General features: G+C 42.8%; 16 protein-coding genes and 1 pseudogene. 11 read left to right on the forward strand and 6 right to left on the reverse strand.

Annotated features, from left to right (window positions below; translation table 11 throughout):
• Positions 1–158: pseudogene (locus Y696_RS14410) on the forward strand (group II intron reverse transcriptase/maturase); the annotation flags it as partial.
• 637 nt (positions 159–795) lie between these two features.
• Here the strand turns inward: Y696_RS14410 and Y696_RS03355 are convergent.
• A complete protein-coding gene (locus Y696_RS03355; protein ID WP_006492264.1) occupies positions 796–1,920 on the reverse strand; it encodes a CapA family protein in 1,125 nt (374 codons plus the stop codon).
• A 769-nt stretch (positions 1,921–2,689) separates the two neighbouring features.
• Here Y696_RS03355 and Y696_RS03360 point away from each other — a divergent pair.
• The 6 genes from Y696_RS03360 to Y696_RS03380 all read left to right on the forward strand — a co-directional run bounded on the left by Y696_RS03360 (position 2,690) and on the right by Y696_RS03380 (position 8,828).
• Positions 2,690–5,038, forward strand: coding sequence for a diguanylate cyclase (locus Y696_RS03360; protein WP_121509778.1), 2,349 nt, complete (start codon positions 2,690–2,692; stop codon positions 5,036–5,038).
• On the forward strand, positions 5,031–5,381 hold the full coding sequence (locus Y696_RS14235) for a hypothetical protein (protein ID WP_257211965.1): 351 nt from the start codon (positions 5,031–5,033) through the stop codon (positions 5,379–5,381). Before Y696_RS03360 ends, Y696_RS14235 begins: the two co-directional genes overlap by 8 nt.
• 65 nt (positions 5,382–5,446) lie before the next feature.
• Positions 5,447–5,875 (forward strand): PAS domain S-box protein, encoded by a 429-nt coding sequence (locus tag Y696_RS03370; protein ID WP_006492269.1) that lies wholly within the window; start codon positions 5,447–5,449, stop codon positions 5,873–5,875.
• A 132-nt stretch (positions 5,876–6,007) separates the two neighbouring features.
• A complete protein-coding gene (locus tag Y696_RS03375) occupies positions 6,008–7,687 on the forward strand; it encodes an HD domain-containing phosphohydrolase (RefSeq protein WP_006492270.1) in 1,680 nt (559 codons plus the stop codon).
• A 17-nt stretch (positions 7,688–7,704) separates the two neighbouring features.
• On the forward strand, positions 7,705–7,872 hold the full coding sequence (locus Y696_RS14005; RefSeq protein WP_006492271.1) for a hypothetical protein: 168 nt from the start codon (positions 7,705–7,707) through the stop codon (positions 7,870–7,872).
• Positions 7,873–8,087: 215 nt separating this feature from the next.
• Positions 8,088–8,828, forward strand: a complete 741-nt coding sequence (locus Y696_RS03380) for an alpha/beta hydrolase (protein WP_006492273.1) — start codon at positions 8,088–8,090, stop codon at positions 8,826–8,828.
• A gap of 14 nt (positions 8,829–8,842) precedes the next feature.
• Here Y696_RS03380 and Y696_RS03385 read toward each other — a convergent pair whose 3' ends face one another.
• Positions 8,843–9,283, reverse strand: coding sequence for a DMT family transporter (locus tag Y696_RS03385; RefSeq protein ID WP_006492275.1), 441 nt, complete (start codon positions 9,281–9,283; stop codon positions 8,843–8,845).
• A gap of 369 nt (positions 9,284–9,652) precedes the next feature.
• Positions 9,653–10,744, reverse strand: a complete 1,092-nt coding sequence (locus Y696_RS03390) for a hypothetical protein (protein WP_006492276.1) — start codon at positions 10,742–10,744, stop codon at positions 9,653–9,655.
• Between the two features lie 398 nt (positions 10,745–11,142).
• Here Y696_RS03390 and Y696_RS03395 point away from each other — a divergent pair, with 398 nt between their 5' ends.
• Positions 11,143–13,518 (forward strand): ATP-binding cassette domain-containing protein, encoded by a 2,376-nt coding sequence (locus tag Y696_RS03395; protein WP_006492277.1) that lies wholly within the window; start codon positions 11,143–11,145, stop codon positions 13,516–13,518.
• Between the two features lie 124 nt (positions 13,519–13,642).
• On the opposite strand, the gene Y696_RS03400 is transcribed toward Y696_RS03395, so the two are convergent.
• From Y696_RS03400 to Y696_RS03410, 3 genes are all read right to left on the reverse strand, one after another.
• On the reverse strand, positions 13,643–14,281 hold the full coding sequence (locus Y696_RS03400) for a hypothetical protein (RefSeq protein WP_006492278.1): 639 nt from the start codon (positions 14,279–14,281) through the stop codon (positions 13,643–13,645).
• A gap of 3 nt (positions 14,282–14,284) precedes the next feature.
• Positions 14,285–15,055 carry a class I SAM-dependent methyltransferase gene (locus Y696_RS03405; RefSeq protein ID WP_006492279.1) on the reverse strand — a complete coding sequence of 257 codons (771 nt, stop codon included), beginning with the start codon at positions 15,053–15,055 and terminating at the stop codon, positions 14,285–14,287.
• Between the two features lie 417 nt (positions 15,056–15,472).
• Entirely contained in the window at positions 15,473–16,246 is a 774-nt protein-coding gene (locus Y696_RS03410) for a hypothetical protein (protein WP_006492281.1), read from the reverse strand.
• Between the two features lie 164 nt (positions 16,247–16,410).
• Between Y696_RS03410 and Y696_RS03415 the strand changes: the two genes are divergently transcribed.
• Genes Y696_RS03415 through thrC form a run of 3 tightly spaced genes read left to right on the forward strand, consistent with a single transcriptional unit; the run spans position 16,411 to position 18,851 of the window.
• Positions 16,411–17,196, forward strand: coding sequence for a class I SAM-dependent methyltransferase (locus Y696_RS03415; RefSeq protein WP_006492283.1), 786 nt, complete (start codon positions 16,411–16,413; stop codon positions 17,194–17,196).
• A gap of 33 nt (positions 17,197–17,229) precedes the next feature.
• Positions 17,230–17,727, forward strand: coding sequence for a hypothetical protein (locus Y696_RS03420; protein ID WP_006492285.1), 498 nt, complete (start codon positions 17,230–17,232; stop codon positions 17,725–17,727).
• 2 nt (positions 17,728–17,729) lie between these two features.
• Positions 17,730–18,851, forward strand: coding sequence for a threonine synthase (thrC, locus tag Y696_RS03425; protein WP_039882836.1), 1,122 nt, complete (start codon positions 17,730–17,732; stop codon positions 18,849–18,851).
• The last annotated feature ends 240 nt before the right edge of the window (positions 18,852–19,091 follow it).

Below are 19,091 nucleotides of genomic sequence, written 5' to 3' on the forward strand. Positions count from 1 at the left end.
TGAGTCGGCTAAACAAAGCCTTAGTTCAGTGGGTAAGAAACAAGTACAAGAAAAGGAGAGGTCGTACAAAAGCGGGTAAATGGCTAGAAACTCTTGCTCGCAGGGAGCCTCGTCTATTTGTACACTGGACGATGGGGATATTCTATTCGGCTGGATAATGGGAGCCGGATGAATCGAGAGATTCAAGTCCGGTTCTGAGAGAGCCTGGGGGTGAAATCCCCCTGGGCTACTCACCAGAGCAACACAAAATGCAATCGCTCCAGGTTCCGTACACCCAAGTGCAGGTCTAACTTCTTTTTCAAGGTATTGTTCAAGAAAGCGCATCTTTCACCTCCAATGTCCGATAACTTAGTTTAGCATTGGAAATGTTTTATGCAATTAATAGCAGGCCTCAAAGGTTATTGTTTTGAAGTAAGTATGAGCTCTTAACTCCCTCTTCCACTTGGAACTGAAAGTATACTCAACATTGTGGAGCTGGAAAATCATCTCTTGGAAGGCTTTCTTTTCTCGTTTTAAAGAGAAAGACGAACTTTCCAGAGTTCTTTATCTAGAATCGGTCATGTCTCATACTGAATTAAACTCTTCCAAGAGGGCTAAAGCAGTGTTCCTGATAGTCACTTCAATCTCCTTTGATGTTACATAAAAAATCTGGAAGGACAAATTTGACAATTATTGGATTGTGTTAGAATCCCTTTATTCGCTGAAATACTGACTGAGAAAGGCAATGACGGAAGATTGTTATCAGAAAAGACCATAAATCAGTCAGGTGAGGATAACTAGTCGGTACTGGAATCCTTAGTGTGAACAATATGGGCTACTATCCAAATAGTATGCAAATGATTCGGGGATAAGGGCAGGATTTGACAGAGGCACAAGCTGCATCTTGCTTAGATTAAAGAAATAAGGGAAAACCTTGATTCCACAAACACTCCCGTCTTTGGAAAGCTCGATTTTTAGCGATGCTGTGATTCTGCAATCCTTAGCTTTCATAGAAGAAATCCAGTTGCCCAGAGAATAGATGATTAGCGAAGTTGATCCTCTCGCATTTAAGTACACCTCCAGTGGTTGAAGGACATGAGGATGATGACCGATAATCAAGTCAACTCCTTCATCGCAGAGCCTTCTTGCGACTTCCACCTGCATTTCAGTAGGTTTGTTCTCAAACTCAAGTCCCCAGTGAAGACTAAGCACGATAACGGATGCTTCTTCCGACATAGATTCAACGATAGGAACGATCCTTGACAGCGGAGTCTCTGCATCCTCAAATGTGTTTAGGTTGGCAACATTCAGACTGGATTCACTATTCACGGTGGCTCCGTTTGTGCCGAACGTGAAACCTGAGACAGCGATTCTAACTTCATCGAATGAAATTATTGAGAATCGACTTTCTTCTCCAAATCCAACACAATGGATTCCACGGTCATTAAGAAAAGTACGGGTCGATCTCAGTCCCTCGATACCCCTGTCAAGAGAGTGATTGTTTGCGATATTCATAACATTAATTCCCAAAGGCGTCACTACTTTCTCAAAGTATTCGGAAGAACCGTTGAATTTTGGGAATGCCGATTCGGGGAACCGAGTGTCTATTGGGAATTCGAGATTGGCGAACACAATTTCACTTTGAAAAAGACTCTTCTCCACACTTGAGTAAGGATCGCCCGCGATTACAAGCCCTCTACTGTACATTAGATCGCCAAGTGCGGTTATAGTTATTGCACATGCCGAATCAGGGAGCTCTGCCTGATAGTTTTCTTCGTAAGGTCTCGAAATCGTACCGAAGATCAGCTTCCGCAGGTAGAAAATGGCATCTGTAAAAGTGAATTGGCCAAGGTCGCCACAAACAACGGGGAAGGAAAAAACAAGGCCATGTGCCATTAGGAAAATAGCCAGAACAAACTCCATAGCAAACTTTCGAGACATCTGTACCACTTCCTGTAAGTGATTAGAAATTTATAGTCTATATGAGTCAAGTCCATCCCACACATGATTATGGTTTTCGAGAACCATCTCGCCGGAAACTCAGCTACCGGATAATCAGCTACCGGATAAATAGATATCAGTTCTCGACTAAACTTTAACACTATACACACACAGATGATAAGCATTTGATGGTCAATATCCTTCGTCGGTGAGAAAGAGATTCTGGTCGGAGATGTTTCTCGGCAAAATTAATAGTTCAGTTGGCACCAAATTGGAAGATGAGACTTGAGGATTATGTACTCAGTGCCTTGGTCGAAGATGGGTATAAAAAATTCTTTTAAGCTTCTCATTGCTAAGTTGAATCATTGGTCTGAAGTATCAGCGGCATTAGATGAGAGCCACAACCGATGACAATGGAGAGTTAGCCTTCGGTATCTCAGAGAACAGATAGGTCAATGGAATGTGCGTGACTCTAAGTAATAAATGTCATTAACAGGAAGGTGTCACTTGGTCATCTGCAGGGTGACACAAACAGTTTTGATGAGAGAACACGTTAATGTCCCCGAAGGATGCAGAGGAGCAATCAGATCGCACCAAAAGAATGACTCTAAGATATCTTAGAGGTCAAACAGAAAATAGATCACAGCTAAACTGCGGCTTCTTCCATGTTTACAAGGACATTATCTCTGCGTTTGATTTTTGGCACGAAATGGCAATGCTATAATCAACTGAGAACATTACAGCGCCTCATCATTCCTCGGAGGGTCGAATGGAGTCCGACAGTAGAAACCTGTTCAGTTCAGTGAGAAGAATAATCTCGGTTCTCGTTGGCAATGAGAAGAGCTTGGAAAAGATTAAAAAGGCTCTTTCAACTGTTGGTGATTCTCTTTCTGTCAATAGTCTTACTCTTTGCACAGTTGAAAGAGCTCATCATGGTTCTTCTTTCCTCAAGATGGTTTGCGACTGGAGAAAAGAGTCTGACTCAGTAATGTGCGTCTGCGGTTCGAGAACTGGAGATAGTAGAAAATCGGAACTTGAGAAGCTAATGAGAAAAGGCAGATCAAATACATTTTCGGAAGCTGGAAAAGGGATCTTGTTAATCAAAAGCCCCCCTGGATTGCCGGAGTGTGTTCTGGTCTTAGAGATCGAATTGCATGAGAGAAATCTGTCTGTGGAGGAAAAGGACTTTGTGAAATGTGCGATTCAATTGTTGGCGCTCATGACTGGAGAAGAGTTCAGCGAAGAGACTGGAAATAACGAAAAGTCACTTCTTCAGGAAAGACTACTAAGAAGCGATGAACTGCTGAAGAAGTTCGAAGGCAACGTCTTGGACATTCTTGCCGTAGTTGATGGAAGACTGGTTTTCACCTATGTTTCGCCCTCGGTAGTAAACACATTGGAGTTTGTGGCTGAAGAGCTTGTAGGGAAGAATGCTCTAGATCTTATTGACTTTAGGGATCGTGAAAGAGTTATTGAGGAGTCCAAGGTTCTTCTGAGAGAAAAGAAACACGGTTGCTTCAGATATAGAGCAAGAACTAAGAGCGGCGGAATATTGTGGATGGAGACAGCTGTAAGTCCTTTGTTTAATGGGAAAGAAGTCGAGGGTTGGACGATGTCGTCACGGGATGTCACCGGTGAGATGAAGCTGCAGGCCGAATTGAAAGCCAGAGATAGTATGATGGTCTTCATGAACGATCTTTACGTTCTGATTCTGAGCGGTGATAATCTTCATGAAGCGGCTTCCAAGATTGTGAATCGCGCATACGAAGAGAAGGGAATGGTCGGTTGCAAGATCACATTTAGTGAGGATGAATATCTTGATCTTGAGGTTTCGAGAGGCGACACCGAGGCATTTCCGCTGAATCTCATGAAGGACTCAAAGGCTCAGGAAACCCTCAGAGAAAATCGAATAATTGTTCAAAATACAATCATAGAAGGAAAGGAACTGAGATACATATGCATTGCACTTGAATCGAATAATGAGATTGCTGGTTCCTTTGAAACCCTTACAGAACGTGTGACAGGTCTTACCGAAGAAAGTATGAGTCTCTATAGGTTGGTTGGGACTACGGTTTCTCTTTCTCTCACGAAAATCAGAAATCTTGTTGCTACGAAGAGAAACCACATCACGTCGCAGTCATTGATTAAGGCGACCGAAGCGATTACTAAGGATCTGAACATGAGAACGGTAATCGAATCTATTGTTGGGGGTCTAAGACAAGTAATACCATTCTACAGTGCCGCAGTTGAGTTAGTTGAAGGGGATCATCTAATCATTGTCGGCGGTAGCTGGCCTGGAAAGGATTCTTTTGTCGGGACCAGATTCACAATGGAAGAAGGGAGTCCGGGCTTCGATGTAGTAAAAAACAAAAAAATCATTCTAGCAGAAGATGCTCAGAGAGCGTACCAGCAATTCAACAAACCAGACTTCATATTCATCAAATCCTGGATGGGCGTTCCTCTGGTTATTGGAGATGAAACGATTGGAATGATCGCCGTTGACAGCGAAGAAGGCGGAAAGTTTAAGAAGCGGCATCTTGATGCCCTCAAGGCATTTGCAGATATTGCTGCAATAGGTATAAATAACGCCCGCCTTCACGAGGAGGTAAGAGATCTTTCGATAAGGGACTATCTTACAGGTGTATACAACAGGAGAGGTCTTTTCGAACTGGGAGAAAGAGAAATCGAAAAGGCAAAACGATATGACACAAAAATGGGATTGATAATGTTCGACATAGATAATTTTAAGAATATGAATGACATGCTTGGACATCTAGCCGGAGACTTTGTCTTAAAAAGGGTTGCAAACATATGTACCAAGATTCTGCGAGCCGCAGATATTTTTGCGAGATATGGTGGCGATGAATTCATAATTCTGCTCCCGATGACTGATATCACGAACACCGAAGAAGCTGCGACGAGGATTTGTCGTTCGCTTGATGACTCGAGAATTACTTATAAGGGAATCCCAATAAAGGTTCGTGCCAGCCTGGGAATTGCCAGTCTTGAAGGACATGGAGATGAACTTGAAGACATGATCAGAAGGGCAGACAGAAATCTGTATGTCTCCAAAAGATCCGGGGGCAACAAAGTTACCGGGGGACGAAACTATGGCTAAGAGAAAATGGCAGATAAGAGTTGAACGTTTAGGCCTTGAGGCGCAGCTAAGGGAAAGAAACAAAGAACTTGAACTTCTACATGATTTCTCGAGATTAGTCGACATAGCAGAGGACTCCATTGACGACATTCTGATTGGTCTCTTGGAAATCCTTCCCGATGCTTTTCTGGAACCCGAGAACACTTGTGCAGTAATCGTTTACAATGACAGAGTGTATGAATCGAGTAGAGTCGTAAAAAGCGATCGTTTTATTCGTGAGCCAATAAGAGTTAGGGGTAATGATGTTGGGAGCTTAACCGTATATTATTATGGTGACGGGGAAATCGCCTTCCTCTATGAGTAGTCTCAAATGATTCTTTCGGTTACAGAGAGACTCGGGAAAATAATTCAATCATCGAGGTGTCAAGGATGCTCATTGAAAACAAAGAGCAGTACCGCGCTAACCTCTCAAGTATTGGTGATGCAGTTCTTTCGATGGATGCTTTTGGAATAGTCACTTTTGTTAACGAAGTTGCCTGCAGTCTTATTGGTCTTAGCGAAAGCAGCACCATCGGCAAGAGAGTTTCTGAAGTTATGGAGATCTTTAGTGAAGATTCAGATGAACCTGCAATTATTCCAGTAGAGCATGTGCTAGAAACCGGCAAAAAGGTTGGACTGGCAAATCATACTGCGCTCAGATCAAAGAACGGAAAAATCTACTCAATTGCCGATTCTGCAGCTCCGATATCTAGAGAAGACGGTGAAACAACTGGTGTTATTCTTGTCTTCAAAGATCTGACCGAAGAGAGAAAAAAGAAGAGAAAATCATACAAAGTGAGGCCCGATTCCAAGAGTTGATAGAAAATAAGAATGGAGGCCTGTTAATTTTAAACAGTTAAGATGGAGAACGATTTATTCTGAAGGAATTCAAAGCGCCTCGCGAAAATCTTAATAGAACTGGACTCGTAACCTTTGGCTAGGAGTTAATTGATGTTTTTTACTGGTGTAGAAAAGAGTAGTCTCTTCGAAGCAATGAGAAAGGTTTATAATACCGGGACCCCTGAGAAAGTAGAGGCCGAGAAATATGTCTACGGAGATCAAGAAGGCTGGTGGACAAATTATGTTAATAAACTTCCTTCTGGTGAGGTTGTAAGCCTTTGCTACGATTTGTCTGAATCACTTAGAATTCAAGAATTCAGAAAGAAAACGAACGATGGCCTGCTTGCACTGTCAAAAATGGCTGCTGGGAGTGGTTTCTCGCTTGATGAGTTTAAGAAGAGCGCCGAAAGAATAGTAGGCTCTTGTCTTTGTGTTCATAGTGTCGGGATATATATGCTAAAGAGAATTGGTGAGATGGATCTGATTATTAGCTCTGACCTGGTTGGTGGAGAGGCAAGAGAAGATAAGTCGAGAGCTATGGATCACGACCTCCCTTCCGAATATCTTCAGTTGATTCAAGCAAAGAGGTTCTTCAGTATTTCCGAAGTGAACGAAGAAGAAAAAAGCAACTTCATTGCTAGTCTGCAAGACGTTGGAGAAAAAGCGATTCTAGATATCCCCCTGAGGATCAGAGGAGTCATCGTGGGACCTCTCTTTTGCGATATGAAGATTGCAAGGCAATGGACTTCAAATGAAAAGAACTTCGCCGTGTCCGTAGGTGACGTTCTGACGCTTGCTCTTGAAGAAGATGAGCTTGTTAATGGTGAGCATCGCTACAAGAGCTTCTTCAAAATGAACGGTGCAACAATGCTTCTCATAGATTCGACAACGGGTTCAATCGTAGATTCTAACGAAGCTGCATGCAGATTTTACCAATATGATCTTGACACGCTAAAAGGAATGTCAATGAAGGATTTGGCTGCGAATAACGAATCCCTAATTGAGATACGTAAGCTCGCTGCTGGAAGATCTCCTAGTGTAGTCTCCAGGCAGAAAAAGTCCTCTGGAAAAATAGTCGACGTCGAGATTTTTGCTTCTCCTTTTAGCATGGAAGATATGGATCTGATTAACCTGATAGTTGTCGATATAACGGAAGCCCTTGCCGCGAAAAATAAACTTTCGGAAACTTTGGGGAGATTGCACACTGCTCTTGAAGGAGCTGTAGAGTTTGTTAGCAAGGTAGTAAAGGCGAGAGATCCATGCACGGCAGGCCATCAGAAGAACGTGAGTCGTTTAGCTACTGCCATTGCAGAGCGGCTCGGTCTGGATGATAATAGGAGTAGAACCGTCAGAATTGCCGGCTTGCTGCACGATGTCGACAAGGTTTCGATTCCGGTTGAGATACTTTCAAAGCCGGTTCGACTTACTGATCTTGAGTGGTCTTTGATCAAGCGCCATCCAATAGTCGGCTACGAAATCCTTTACGATGTAAAACTTGGTGGGCCAATAGCGGAGATTGTCAAGAACCATCACGATAGGATAAACGGATCAGGTTATCCAGAAGGTCTTATTGGATCAGAACTATCTTTGGAATCAAGAATCGTGGCAGTGGCCGATGTGGTGGAGGCAATGGTTTCTCACAGACCGTATAGAGCTTCTAGGGGACTTGGTGAAGCTGTGCAAGAGATCAAGGGCAACTCTGGTGTTCTTTACGATGAAGAAGTAGTTGACGCTTGTCTAGCTGTAATCGATTCGGGTTTCAAGATTGATAGGTCTGATAGCAGATTATAGATTGTTGGAGGTAGAGAATGAACGTATTTATTGTTATTCTGGCAATTTTCGGAGGGCTGGTTTTTTTGGGTCTTGCGGTGAAGTTCGCTTTTTTCGGACTCCGGGTAATTTTCGGTCTTGCCTTTGTTGGGCTGATTGTTTTCGCGATTATTTGGCTTCTTTCGAAGGTCCTTTTACTGTTTTAGTTTTTTGATTGTCGGGAATACTGAGGACTTTGCCCTTGATACCCGATTCGTTTCAATTCCGAATGGGTGGATGTTTCAAGTTGAATCTTCACTGGCGGTTGAATGCTGTAGTAGATGGGATCATTTTTCTGAGGATAGACTGAGAAAAGTCGTACCATACTGCCTGTGCTCAGAATTTCTGGGTAGAGTCTAAATTTTAACTGGGAAGTGAAAATATGAAAAGGGGTAATACTTACATCTTGTTGATTGCAACAATATCACTGACTGTATTTCTTACCCTGAGCGTCCTCAATTTCCTCAGACCTTATCAACCTAGTAAAGATGCCTATTACTCTCTTTCGAGTTCAAATGAAGTTATTTACTGTTTCAAAGATGGAACTCACATCTTCACTCCTGCGAAAGGAAGTGAGATTGGAATAGTGTTTTATCCTGGTGGCCTCGTGGATCCAGTATCATATGCTCCACTTCTTAAGAGAATAGCCACAAGCGGTGTTTCATGTTTCCTTGTAGAAATGCCCCTTAATCTTGCCGTACTTTCTCCAAACAGAGCAAAAAATATCTTGAAAGACAATCCAGAGATTAGGAGATGGATTTTGGCCGGGCACTCTCTTGGGGGTTCAATGGCAGCGAAATTTGCTTACTATAATCAGGGCAGAGTCGACGGTCTCATTTTGCTTGCCTCTTATCCCGGTAAAGACACTTCTCTATCTGAATCAGGTATTCATGTACTGTCGATTTATGGTAGCAACGATAAAGTACTTGACATTGAAGCTCTGGAGAGCGGAAGAGCTCTACTCCCTGAAGAAACAACTTACTTGAAGCTGCGTGGGGGGAATCATGCGCAATTCGGATACTATGGACCACAAAGAGGGGACGGAGATGCATTAATAACCCTTCTCGAGCAACAAGAAATGACCGTCAGCGCAATTCTATCATTCATTGACAATGCGATGTAATCCTCATTTTGAGATTATTTTGCCAGCTGATATACCAGAACGCCCGAGAGCATTAAGAGCAATCCAATGACTTTGGAGGGAGTCAGATCGATAGGCAGCTCGCCAAACAGTCCTGTGACGTTTATGATAAGTGCAAAGACTATCTGGGTTACTACAATTATTACGATGCCTCTGCTCGCACCTAGAGAAGATACACCTTGAGAAATACTTAGAATTATCAAGACACCTATGAATCCTGCGGTGTAGTAGAGTGGATTGAGTCCTTTTAGTGACTCCAGGCTCATTTCACCCTTACCGAAGAAAAAGAGAAGTACCGAGGCGAGAAGAAATCCCGTACCGTGTATGAAGAAGTTTGAACCGAAGAAGCCAATTTTCTCTCCCAGTCTTGCACTAAAAACACTTTGCATAGCGATTACTATCCCAGCTGCTATTGCGAAAAATACACCTCTAATCATCCCATGTCTCACCCATCTGTCTTTGAAGTTGGAATTTTCACTTCCAGAATCAAACTTTCATCTTTTGATGCGTATAGAAGCATCATAGCCGAGATTCAGCAGAACTCTGTTAAGAAAGCCTTTAATGAAAGCTCCGCCGAATATCTGTAGTCTTTGGGCAATTACAATATCTTAAGGAAAGCGATCTACGTGTGTTTTGAGCTGTCTTAATGAAGCTGAAATAACTGATTTGATCTCTTCAAACAAGAAAAACGCATTAACAGAACTTCTTGGTTTTGGTTAGTTTCTGGGCATAGAAAACGCATTTTGCTAGATTTGCTTGAGATCAGCCGGATTAAGACTTGTGGAACTACTAAATGAAACTCTTTCCTAAAAATCGGCCGATATCCAGTACGCCTGCCTTCCGTTCTCGTCAGTCGATTTTGTTCCAACAACGACGAATTTCCCAGCGCCTATTCTGGCAAATGCGTGTGGTTCAAATGAATCCACATTAAAAGCCTCATGAGTTAAGACTTCTCCTTCTTTGGTGATCTCTATCAATCCGAAGCCCTCATCTTCAACAGTTACAAATGATGCCAACCCCACGTAGTTGTCATTGTCTTTCAGAATTGAGAGTAGTGCAGGGTATTTATCGTCAAGAAGTGTTTCTTCAACAATCTCGCCGAATGTGTCAATCTTCGCTAAATAGGCCTTTCCTGAGAAACTACTGGAGATTCCGCCGACAAGGAATCCGTTTTCGGCCTCGATTGCAGCCCTCCCTTCGAGAAAGGGACCTTCCGAATTGCCGATGAGCTTCTGCCAGCGTGTCTTTCCATACGAATCTAGCAAAGCCAGCCATAGGTACTGACGTTCCTCGATCCAGCTATAGCCAGTGGCCAGAATATTGCCATCGTCAAGCTTCGTTACTGCCTGAGCTCCATCAATGCCATCTTTTCCGAATTCTCTCTCCCATACTGTTCTTCCTGAAAGATCGATTTTGATCAGACTGGCCTGAAGGTAATTGTTGTCAGTCATACACTGACCGGCAATAACAAATCCATCATCAGTGACGACCACACTCCAGGGAGAATAGTCTCTGTATTTTCCGTAGAAGTTCTGCCAAACCTGACTGCCATTCCCGTCAATCAATGTGGCCATTAGCTTTGCGCCGCTTGTCATCTCTACACGAGATACGAGAAGGGCCATACCTTCATCAGTCAAGACTATGCATCTACCGATATCATCTACCGGTGTTCCGTACTCCTTTGTCCACGATATATTGCCGTCTGAATCAGTTTTAATAACAATTGTCTGCATATAGGGTTCATCATAGTACTCGGAAAAGCCAACTGCCAAAATACCATCTGATCCTCCGACAACTGAGCTCAACTCTTCTGTTCTTGAGCCTCCGAAGCTACCTGTGAATGCAAATGCAAGTTGTACTATAAGAACCAAGATAGAAAGCAAGGCCATCCTCTTCATATTCAACCTCCCTCAAAATAGAGATGTCAGTCTGCATTGCCCGGAGATGGGACAAGTTCTGAGTTTCTCCTCTTGCAAAGTGAATGGTTCAATTCTAAACTAGTTCTTGCCTGAACGATCCGAAATATTTGTTGTCCAATCAGTTTGACAGGTTTTTCTCTTCTGAAAAGGATTTACTCTCCGAATTTATGGTTCCTATTTTGCTTTTCTCAAAACACTCCAGAAAAAAGCCTGCGATTTCTTGAACTTTCGCCTTTCGAACTTGTAAACTATGGGGACAGTGATCCCTAAAGGGGGAGATTGCAAGAACGATCTTCTCGGGAATTTCATGATTCAGCTATTAGAGTAATATAATCAGTCTATGGCCTGCTAATACTTTTTCAGAGGGTGATGCACAAATGCTTCAGCTGAAGGAAGCATCGAAAATCTATAGAACGGGAGAACTAGAACAAACAGCCCTGCATAAGGTTTCCATTTGCTTTTCAAACGACGAATTCGTTGCAATCCTTGGGCCAAGCGGTTCAGGCAAAACAACGTTTTTGAACCTTATTGGTGGGCTCGATAGATGCGACATGGGTGATCTAGTTATAAATGGCAGATCCACAAGGGATTTCAAAGACTGGGAGCTAGATGCTTACAGAAACAAGAGCATCGGATTCATTTTTCAGAGCTTCAATTTGATCCCACATCTTAGTCTTCTCGATAACGTTGAAATAGGTATGACACTTGGCGGTGTGCCTTCTTCAGAAAAAGAAAAGAGAGCCATAGAGCTGCTAGAAAAAGTGGGCTTAGCAGATCAAGCTCATAAGAAGCCCTGTCAGCTATCGAATGGTCAGATGCAGAGAGTTGCTATTGCAAGAGCCCTTGCCAATGACCCCGATATCATCTTGGCAGATGAACCTACTGGTTCTTTAGATACTCAGACAGGTGAAGAAACTGTGAAGTTGATAAAGGAGGTAGCGAGGGGAAAACTCATAATAATGGTAACTCACAATGAAGAAATCGCTAATCGCTACGCAGATAGGATAATCAAACTTAAGGACGGCAAAATCGTAAGCGACTCCCGTCCTTCAGATGATGACGATCCTCAACCAGAACTTATTATAAAAAAAACAAGTATGAGTTTTCCAGCTGCCCTGAGACTTTCTGCAACCAATATCCTAACAAAGAAATGGCGTACAGCACTTACGATACTGGCTTCTAGCATTGGCATAGTCGGAATCTTTCTTGTCTTGGCACTTTCTAGCGGTTTTGGAAGGCAGCTATCAGAATTCGAGTCGCAGACTCTCTCTACGTTTCCGATAATGGTGAGTCAGACAACAGTTGATCTGGAGTCGCAGCAGTATCGCCAAGCTGAGTCTGAAAAGCGGTTTGAAGAAGATGATAGTGATGTCTTGGGGCGATTTGTCTATCCATACGATCCCCGTGATGAGATTCTAATTCACAACAACGATCTATCTGATGAATACTTGGCTTATGTTGAGAGCATAGATCCCAAACTTCTTTCGGGCTTCACATACACGCGACATATAAACATGAATTTGGTTGCAAAGTACGGAGAAATGGCGAAAACTGTTGATCAGACTTCAATCAAATTCACGGCGTATCCGGAAGATCTCGACCCGGAGTCTCCGGGTTATCTCGAGAACAATTTCGACTTAGTTGCGGGATCCTTTCCTAAGGAATTCACCGATCTTGTAATGATCGTTGGAAAAGGAAACAGAATATCAAATGTGATTCTTCAAGCGTTGGGTCTTGATCATGATAAAGAGAGGATTGGATTTGAAGAAATCATTGGATTAGAAATCAAGGCAATTTACAATGACGATTTCTACTTGAGAAAAGGGATGAGTTTTACGCCGAAGACTTCTCTAAGAGACCTCATGGATCTTTACTATGGTGATCTCGGGATAATGCTGAAAATAGTCGGCATTTTAAGACCCAAAGCACAGATTGAGTTCTCAGTTCTTGACGAAGGAATAGCATACTCCGATCGTCTCGCCCAGAAATTCATTGAGAATGCCGTAGATTCGGAGATTGTCCTCGCCCAGAAGGATCTTTATGTAAATGTTCTGTCCGGAGAACAGTTTGCTTCGGATTTGTTCAATGTCCTCTCAGTGATACCACCCGATATTACTGCAAGATTGGTGGGCGGCGTAAATCTACCCATAACGAAAAGAAATATTCTTCAGAAGCTCGGAGCATACAAAACTCCTGTTTCCGTCGTGCTTTATCCCAAAGATTTCAAATCCAAAGAAGAGGTCTTGAAATACCTGGACTCCTGGAACGAAGGCAAAGCCGCTGAGAATAGGATTCTTTACATTGATCTCGCGTCAACGATAACGGGATTACTCGCGGGGATACTAAATGGCTCAACATTCGTGTTGTTGTCTTTCGCTGCTATTTCGCTTGTCGTTTCGCTAATAATGATTGGAATTATTACATTTATATCGGTGACTGAGAGAACAAAAGAAATAGGGATACTGAGGGCTCTTGGAGCAAGAAAGAAGGACATCAGTACCGTGTTCAACGCGGAGAATTTCATCATAGGAGCGTTTTCCGGGGCCCTTGGAATATTGTTTGCTTCGATATTGATCGTGCCACTTAACTCAATTATCGAAAGACTTACCGGTCTATCTAACGTGGCCTATATAAATCCTTTTTACGTGATCTCTTTAATGGTGGCCAGTATTCTATTAACAGTTTTGGGGGGCCTGATACCTTCAAGAATGGCATCCAGAAAGAACCCAGTAGATGCTCTGAGAATTGAATAGAGAGAGCAGCTCCTTGTTTTTTGTGGGGTTTTCGCTCTGTTGTCTCTGAAGTCTCTTCTCTGGTAAAGACAACCCATCCGACCAAAGAAACTAAGTTCTCAGTTATTCTTTCCTCAGTCAAAGATCAGGATCCCGGGATATAGAGATCCAGAGCTTCAGAGATATTTGTGATTTCTACCGAAGGCATCTTAACTAACTTGCCGGAACCAAATCCAAAAAAAAGAAGGTATATGTTTTCTGGTGCTCCAGATCTAACATATGCATCTCTTCCAACCATTACAGTGTATTTTGTTTCAATTTCGGGATTCTTGAAATAGAAGAACTTTTCTTGAGAAAGTCCGGGTTTGAGATTTTTCTGAAAGAAGTAAGCTGTATCTGCAGAGTTTTTCTTCACCCCGACCCAGACTTCTTTTGTTCCAGTCACGAATATTCTGAAGTACGGTCTGTCGCTTGAACTTTGTGCTTCTGTAATTATTGTTTCCAAGTCAATAGCATAGTTAGACAGAAAGTTCTTCGCAACGATATACTGCTCGAGCGTTCCGCCCGATCCGAGAAGTCTTTCGACACTTGCTAGTTTAGCTTCAAAATCATCCTCGATTGCTTTAAGATCTTCATCGTACTGCCTGCGCATCTGTGAAAGCTCCGCCTTCATCTGTCCAATTCTGTTAATGGAGATGAGCGAAAATACGAAACCGATTATGGCGGCCATTATCAAAAATAATCCAATTGAAAGTGCAGGAGATGTTCTTCTTCTCTTTGTCATTCTTCACCTCTTTTTACCGCATAAGAAGAGATGCTCTGAACGAGCCAAGGTTTCGCGGTTCCTGCAGTATTTGAGTTCCCAATCCACTGCGCTGTCGATTTTTGCTGCCAGCGCTTGTTCGTCATATGGATAGAAGGCAACCACCGATGAAATATCTATGAGGTCAAAGCCATTCATGTTAAGCAAATGCCCAATTTCCTCCGGAAAAAAGGGCTTTGTGGCAAAGACTATGCTACTAACTGAGCTGTCTCCTATTGGAATTTTGTCCTTTTCAACCAATCTCTTTGCCATAGAGTACTCTCCCCGCGAAAGGAAATCATGCAAGAAGGCCCACGCATTATCAACCGTGGCAAGAAGTAGCCCACCCCTTTTGAGAACCCTTTGGCACTCAGCCAAGACTTCCGATGTGTTCTTTGCGTATGAAAGGAGGTCCCCCATTGCCAGCACATAATCGAAGCATTCCTTTTCAAAAGGAAGCCTTTCGGCATTTGAATGAACGAAATCAATCTTAAGATCGGCCAGGCCAGCTTTCATGGAGGCGACACTAAGCATTTCCTGCGAAAGGTCGACTCCCACAACCTCGTGAGCTTTCTCTGCTAGATAGAGGGCCCATCTTCCCGTACCAGTACCAATGTCAAGAGTTCTTCCGATTGTCTTCACATGGTCTTCCAGCAGTCTTTCGACAATACGATGATATAAGTTCCAGTAAGGTTCCTCATACATGTAGTCATATCTGCTAGCAATTTCACTATAGTATTCCCAGGATTCCCTCAAACCGGCGCACCTCACAAATCAGCGAACATATCAGGACAGTTTACTATAGTATAATACATACTCGTCCACGATTCAGGAGTTTGGGCACGATGGCAAGAATCTGTGAAGACCTTAATGAGGTTGCTTAAAGAGCCTTTCTAGCTCGTGAGAAGTGTTACCAAGAGAATTGAACTGACACTAAACGATTATAAGAGAAAGAGTGTCTCTTAAGTAGATTGTCTGTTCCCGCAATCTTGGCGGCTAGACTCAAGTTCTGACTTCACGATTAGATCTTCTTCTTTTGACGAAGCGATTGATTCGTTAATCAGGGAGGAATTTGTGAGAGTATTGATAAATTGTTGAACAGAATCGAATTGATCTGTTCTCAGCACAGCAAACATGAATTCGACGTTCTTGCTATCGAAAATTGGGCTCATTCTAGCGGCGTAGAAGTTCTTTCTCTTTCACGAAGAACTCACCCAGCTTGTTACCCATATCCTTCACAAATGTGTTTATGTCTTTAGACCTTTTCAGGTACCTCCAAAATAGCAATATTCCGATCGTTGCACCAAAATTGTTGAATATGAGATCGAGCATTGTGTCGTTAAGACTTTCTTGAGCCATGCGGTAGCCGGGATATCTGCCAAAGATTTTGTCGGAAATGAACTCTCCGATTTCCCAAAAGACGCCTATCATGTTTACAATTGATATTCCTGAAAGCCAGACCTTCCACTCAACAGCTTTTGGAGGAAGGTTCGACCAAGCGATTGCCGAACCGAAAATGAACGGAAAGAGTGAAAAACCTCCCCAGAATCCACCAAAACAATGAAGGAAATCATCGAAAAGGGGAAAGTTGTTGTAGAATTCAAGCCATATTCCAAAGAAACTGTGGAGAGTTAAGTGCAACAGTGTAAGAAACCGTGTCTCCTCGTAGATGGGAACTCCGGTAATACCTTGGAATATCCAGGTTGAATAACCAAAAGCCGCCATAATGAGGTAACCAACCATGTGAGGTAGGTTAAAGTCACGAATAGATCCAAAAACTGGCACAAACAGGAGAAACGAGGCAAGTATATTGATCCATTTAAGCGTTTTGTAGAACTTGATATTGCTTGAAAGAATGGATTTGTTTATGGTAGGTTTATCTACTAAACTCTCACCAAAGCTTCGTGCATATGCGCCAAGGATTGTAAGTACGTCCCTTGCAGTCATTTAAACCCTTCAACCTCCATCGAACACTTTTTGGTTTAATTATACACGAGCTTGTTGGTTCAGCATCACAAATGCAACATAACAGCTCGGAAGTGAAAAACACCGCAAATATTTACGCGTGTTTGTCGAAATCATTTGGTACACTATTCAAGAGGAGAAGTTATATGAAACCCAAAAAGAGCTTTGACTTTGATGAGTTCGCCTTGGTATATTCCAAATATAGATATCCCAACGAGAAGCTGGTGGAGCACATTACTAATAGAATTAGATATGCCGACAGAATTCTGGAAGTAGGTTGTGGCACAGCTGACTATTTGAGTATTCTCTCAGAGCTTCTCTATGCTCATGGTTTCGGATTTGACACCAGCCCTTCAATGATTTCAGAGGGTTCAAAGAAGAATCAGAGAATTGAACTCGCTATTGCAGATGCAAACGGTCCTTTTCCATATGGAAATTCTGAATTTGACTTCGTCTTCAATATTAACCTCGTACATTATATTTCTGATCTTGAAAATCTGTTCAAGGAGAGTTTTCGAGTCCTGCAAAATGATGGGAGCGTATTGACAGTGACGGACTCCTGTCAAGACATTTCTGAGAGAACCTTAACCAGTTATTTCCCTGAGACTCTTGATATAGATAGAGGTAGATATCCTGGAAATTCTTCGATTATTTCTGCGATGAAGAAAGCAGGCTTCGAGGGAATATATACGACGAAGGTGAAGACCTCTTTTGAATTCAAGAAACAGCACTTTGAGCAGTACAGAAACAAGGCCTACTCGTCCCTGAGATTGATACCCGAAGAGAGTTTTGAAGAGGGAATTAAAAGGCTAGGGTCCGATATGGAACGGGGTCTTGTCCTCGGAAAGAAGGCGTATACTCAGATATGGGGCATTAAAATAGCGAAGAGGGATTTTGATCTCCCAATGATCTACACTACAAGTTTTCACTGAAAAGTAAAACTGGTTCCTTTAGGAGGTATCGTAGTGAGAAAATTGGTAGTGGTCTCTATAATCACCATTCTTTCAGTGTATGGCTTTTCTATGGCAGTCAGTGTCGGAATAGGGTTCAATTTGGACATGAGTTCGGGTGCCTTGGTTACACCGGTATTCATTCAGTTTTCGGCAGGTATCCCTTATCTTCAGGGGACGATCCATGCGTACGTTTTTTCTTTCGACTGGTCCAGCCTCGTTGTCAAAGGCTTCAGTTTGCCTGACCACACATATCTTGGAATCCAGACCAAAATCACAGTCCACAAGAGCATTTATGTGAAGGGACAGATCTTCTGGTCTTTAAAACACATCACTTCTCTCATTGGAGGAGAGAGAACAATGGCCGGCACACCTCTTTACACAAGAATTGGTCTCGGAAGCAATGTTTCAAGCATAGGATTGGATGCGGGGTTTGATGGGTACTGGCAACTAGAGCCGTCTAGTACGGTTCCATTTGCGCGACCTTATCTTCTCGTTAACTTCACTTTCTAAAAGTGACTTCCTTCATCTGTTCTAAATGCGGGCGGAAATTTCCTTTAGGATCAAAAGCCTTCAAATGCTCGTGCGGAGGGCTTTTTGACCTGGAATTCGAGTCTCATTTTCCAGTTGCCGATATTGAACAGCGACCGCACAATATGTGGCGTTATCGCGAAGCACTGCCGATCGAAAGTGATCGGTCCATCGTAACTATGTCTGAAGGTTATACTCCATTGATTGAAGAGAAAATATGTGGGAAGAATGTGTTTATTAAAATGGATCACCTTCTTCCGACTGGTTCTTACAAAGACAGGGGCGCTAGTCTCCTAGTAAGTTATGCAAGAGAACACCAAGTTTCATCTTTAGTCGAGGATTCTTCGGGAAATGCAGGATGCTCTATTGCAGCATATTCTGCACGAGCAGGTATCTCCTGTGAAATATTCGTTCCCGACCATACTTCGGTTGGGAAGCTCAGACAGATAGAGGCTTATGGTTCGAAAGTCCGATTGGTTGAAGGCTCGAGAGAAGATGTATCAAGAAAGATTCTCGAGCAAACTAAAGAAAGCTTTTATGCAAGTCATGTCTATAATCCAGTCTTTTTGCATGGAACGAAGACTCTTGCGTTCGAGATCTGTGAACAGCTTGGCTGGAATAGTCCTGGAGCTATTGTTGTTCCAGTAGGAAATGGGACTCTTTTGTTGGGAGCATCTATTGGATTTGGGGAATTGTATTCAGCCGGAATTGTTGATAATCTTCCAAAGATTATTGCCGTGCAAGCAGAGAACTGTGCCCCGCTTCTTCGTGCTTTCGAAATGAATCAAAAAGATTCTGCTGATGTAAACGCGGAAGCGACTGTTTCGGAAGGAATTGCGATTGAAAAGCCCGTAAGAGGTGCTCAAATATTGAAAGCGGTCAGAGACAGTAGAGGCACTTTTGTGGGGGTTTCTGAGCAGGAGATAATTGAAACCTGGAAGGAAATGTCAAAGAGAGGTCACTTCGTTGAACCAACTTCCGCGGCAACAATAGCGGGTTTAAAGAAGTACATTTCGAAAACCGATCCTAACGAAACGATTGCATCCGTATTCACGGGTCACGGCCTTAAAACAGCCTGCGAATTATTCTCCTGGAATAAGCAATAGGGTTTGAACTGAGGTAGTTAAAGCAAGAATTCGTGGATCAATTTTTGATCCAGTTTCTTTAAATGAGCCCGGTGGGTGTGGAACTGAGGAAATCACTTCGAGATTCTCCTGGTCGAAATGTTTATAAGTTTTGAGAAGTTGCCGCATTGATTCGGACCTATTGAAGGCGGGAGGACACCCCGTCTTAGTGTTGCGTTGACTGTTGAACACAACGGTTATATAATTAAAAATAGGAGGTGG

Origin of the sequence: Mesotoga sp. H07pep.5.4, from assembly GCF_003664935.1 — a bacterium.
GTDB classification, from domain to species: domain Bacteria; phylum Thermotogota; class Thermotogae; order Petrotogales; family Kosmotogaceae; genus Mesotoga; species Mesotoga prima.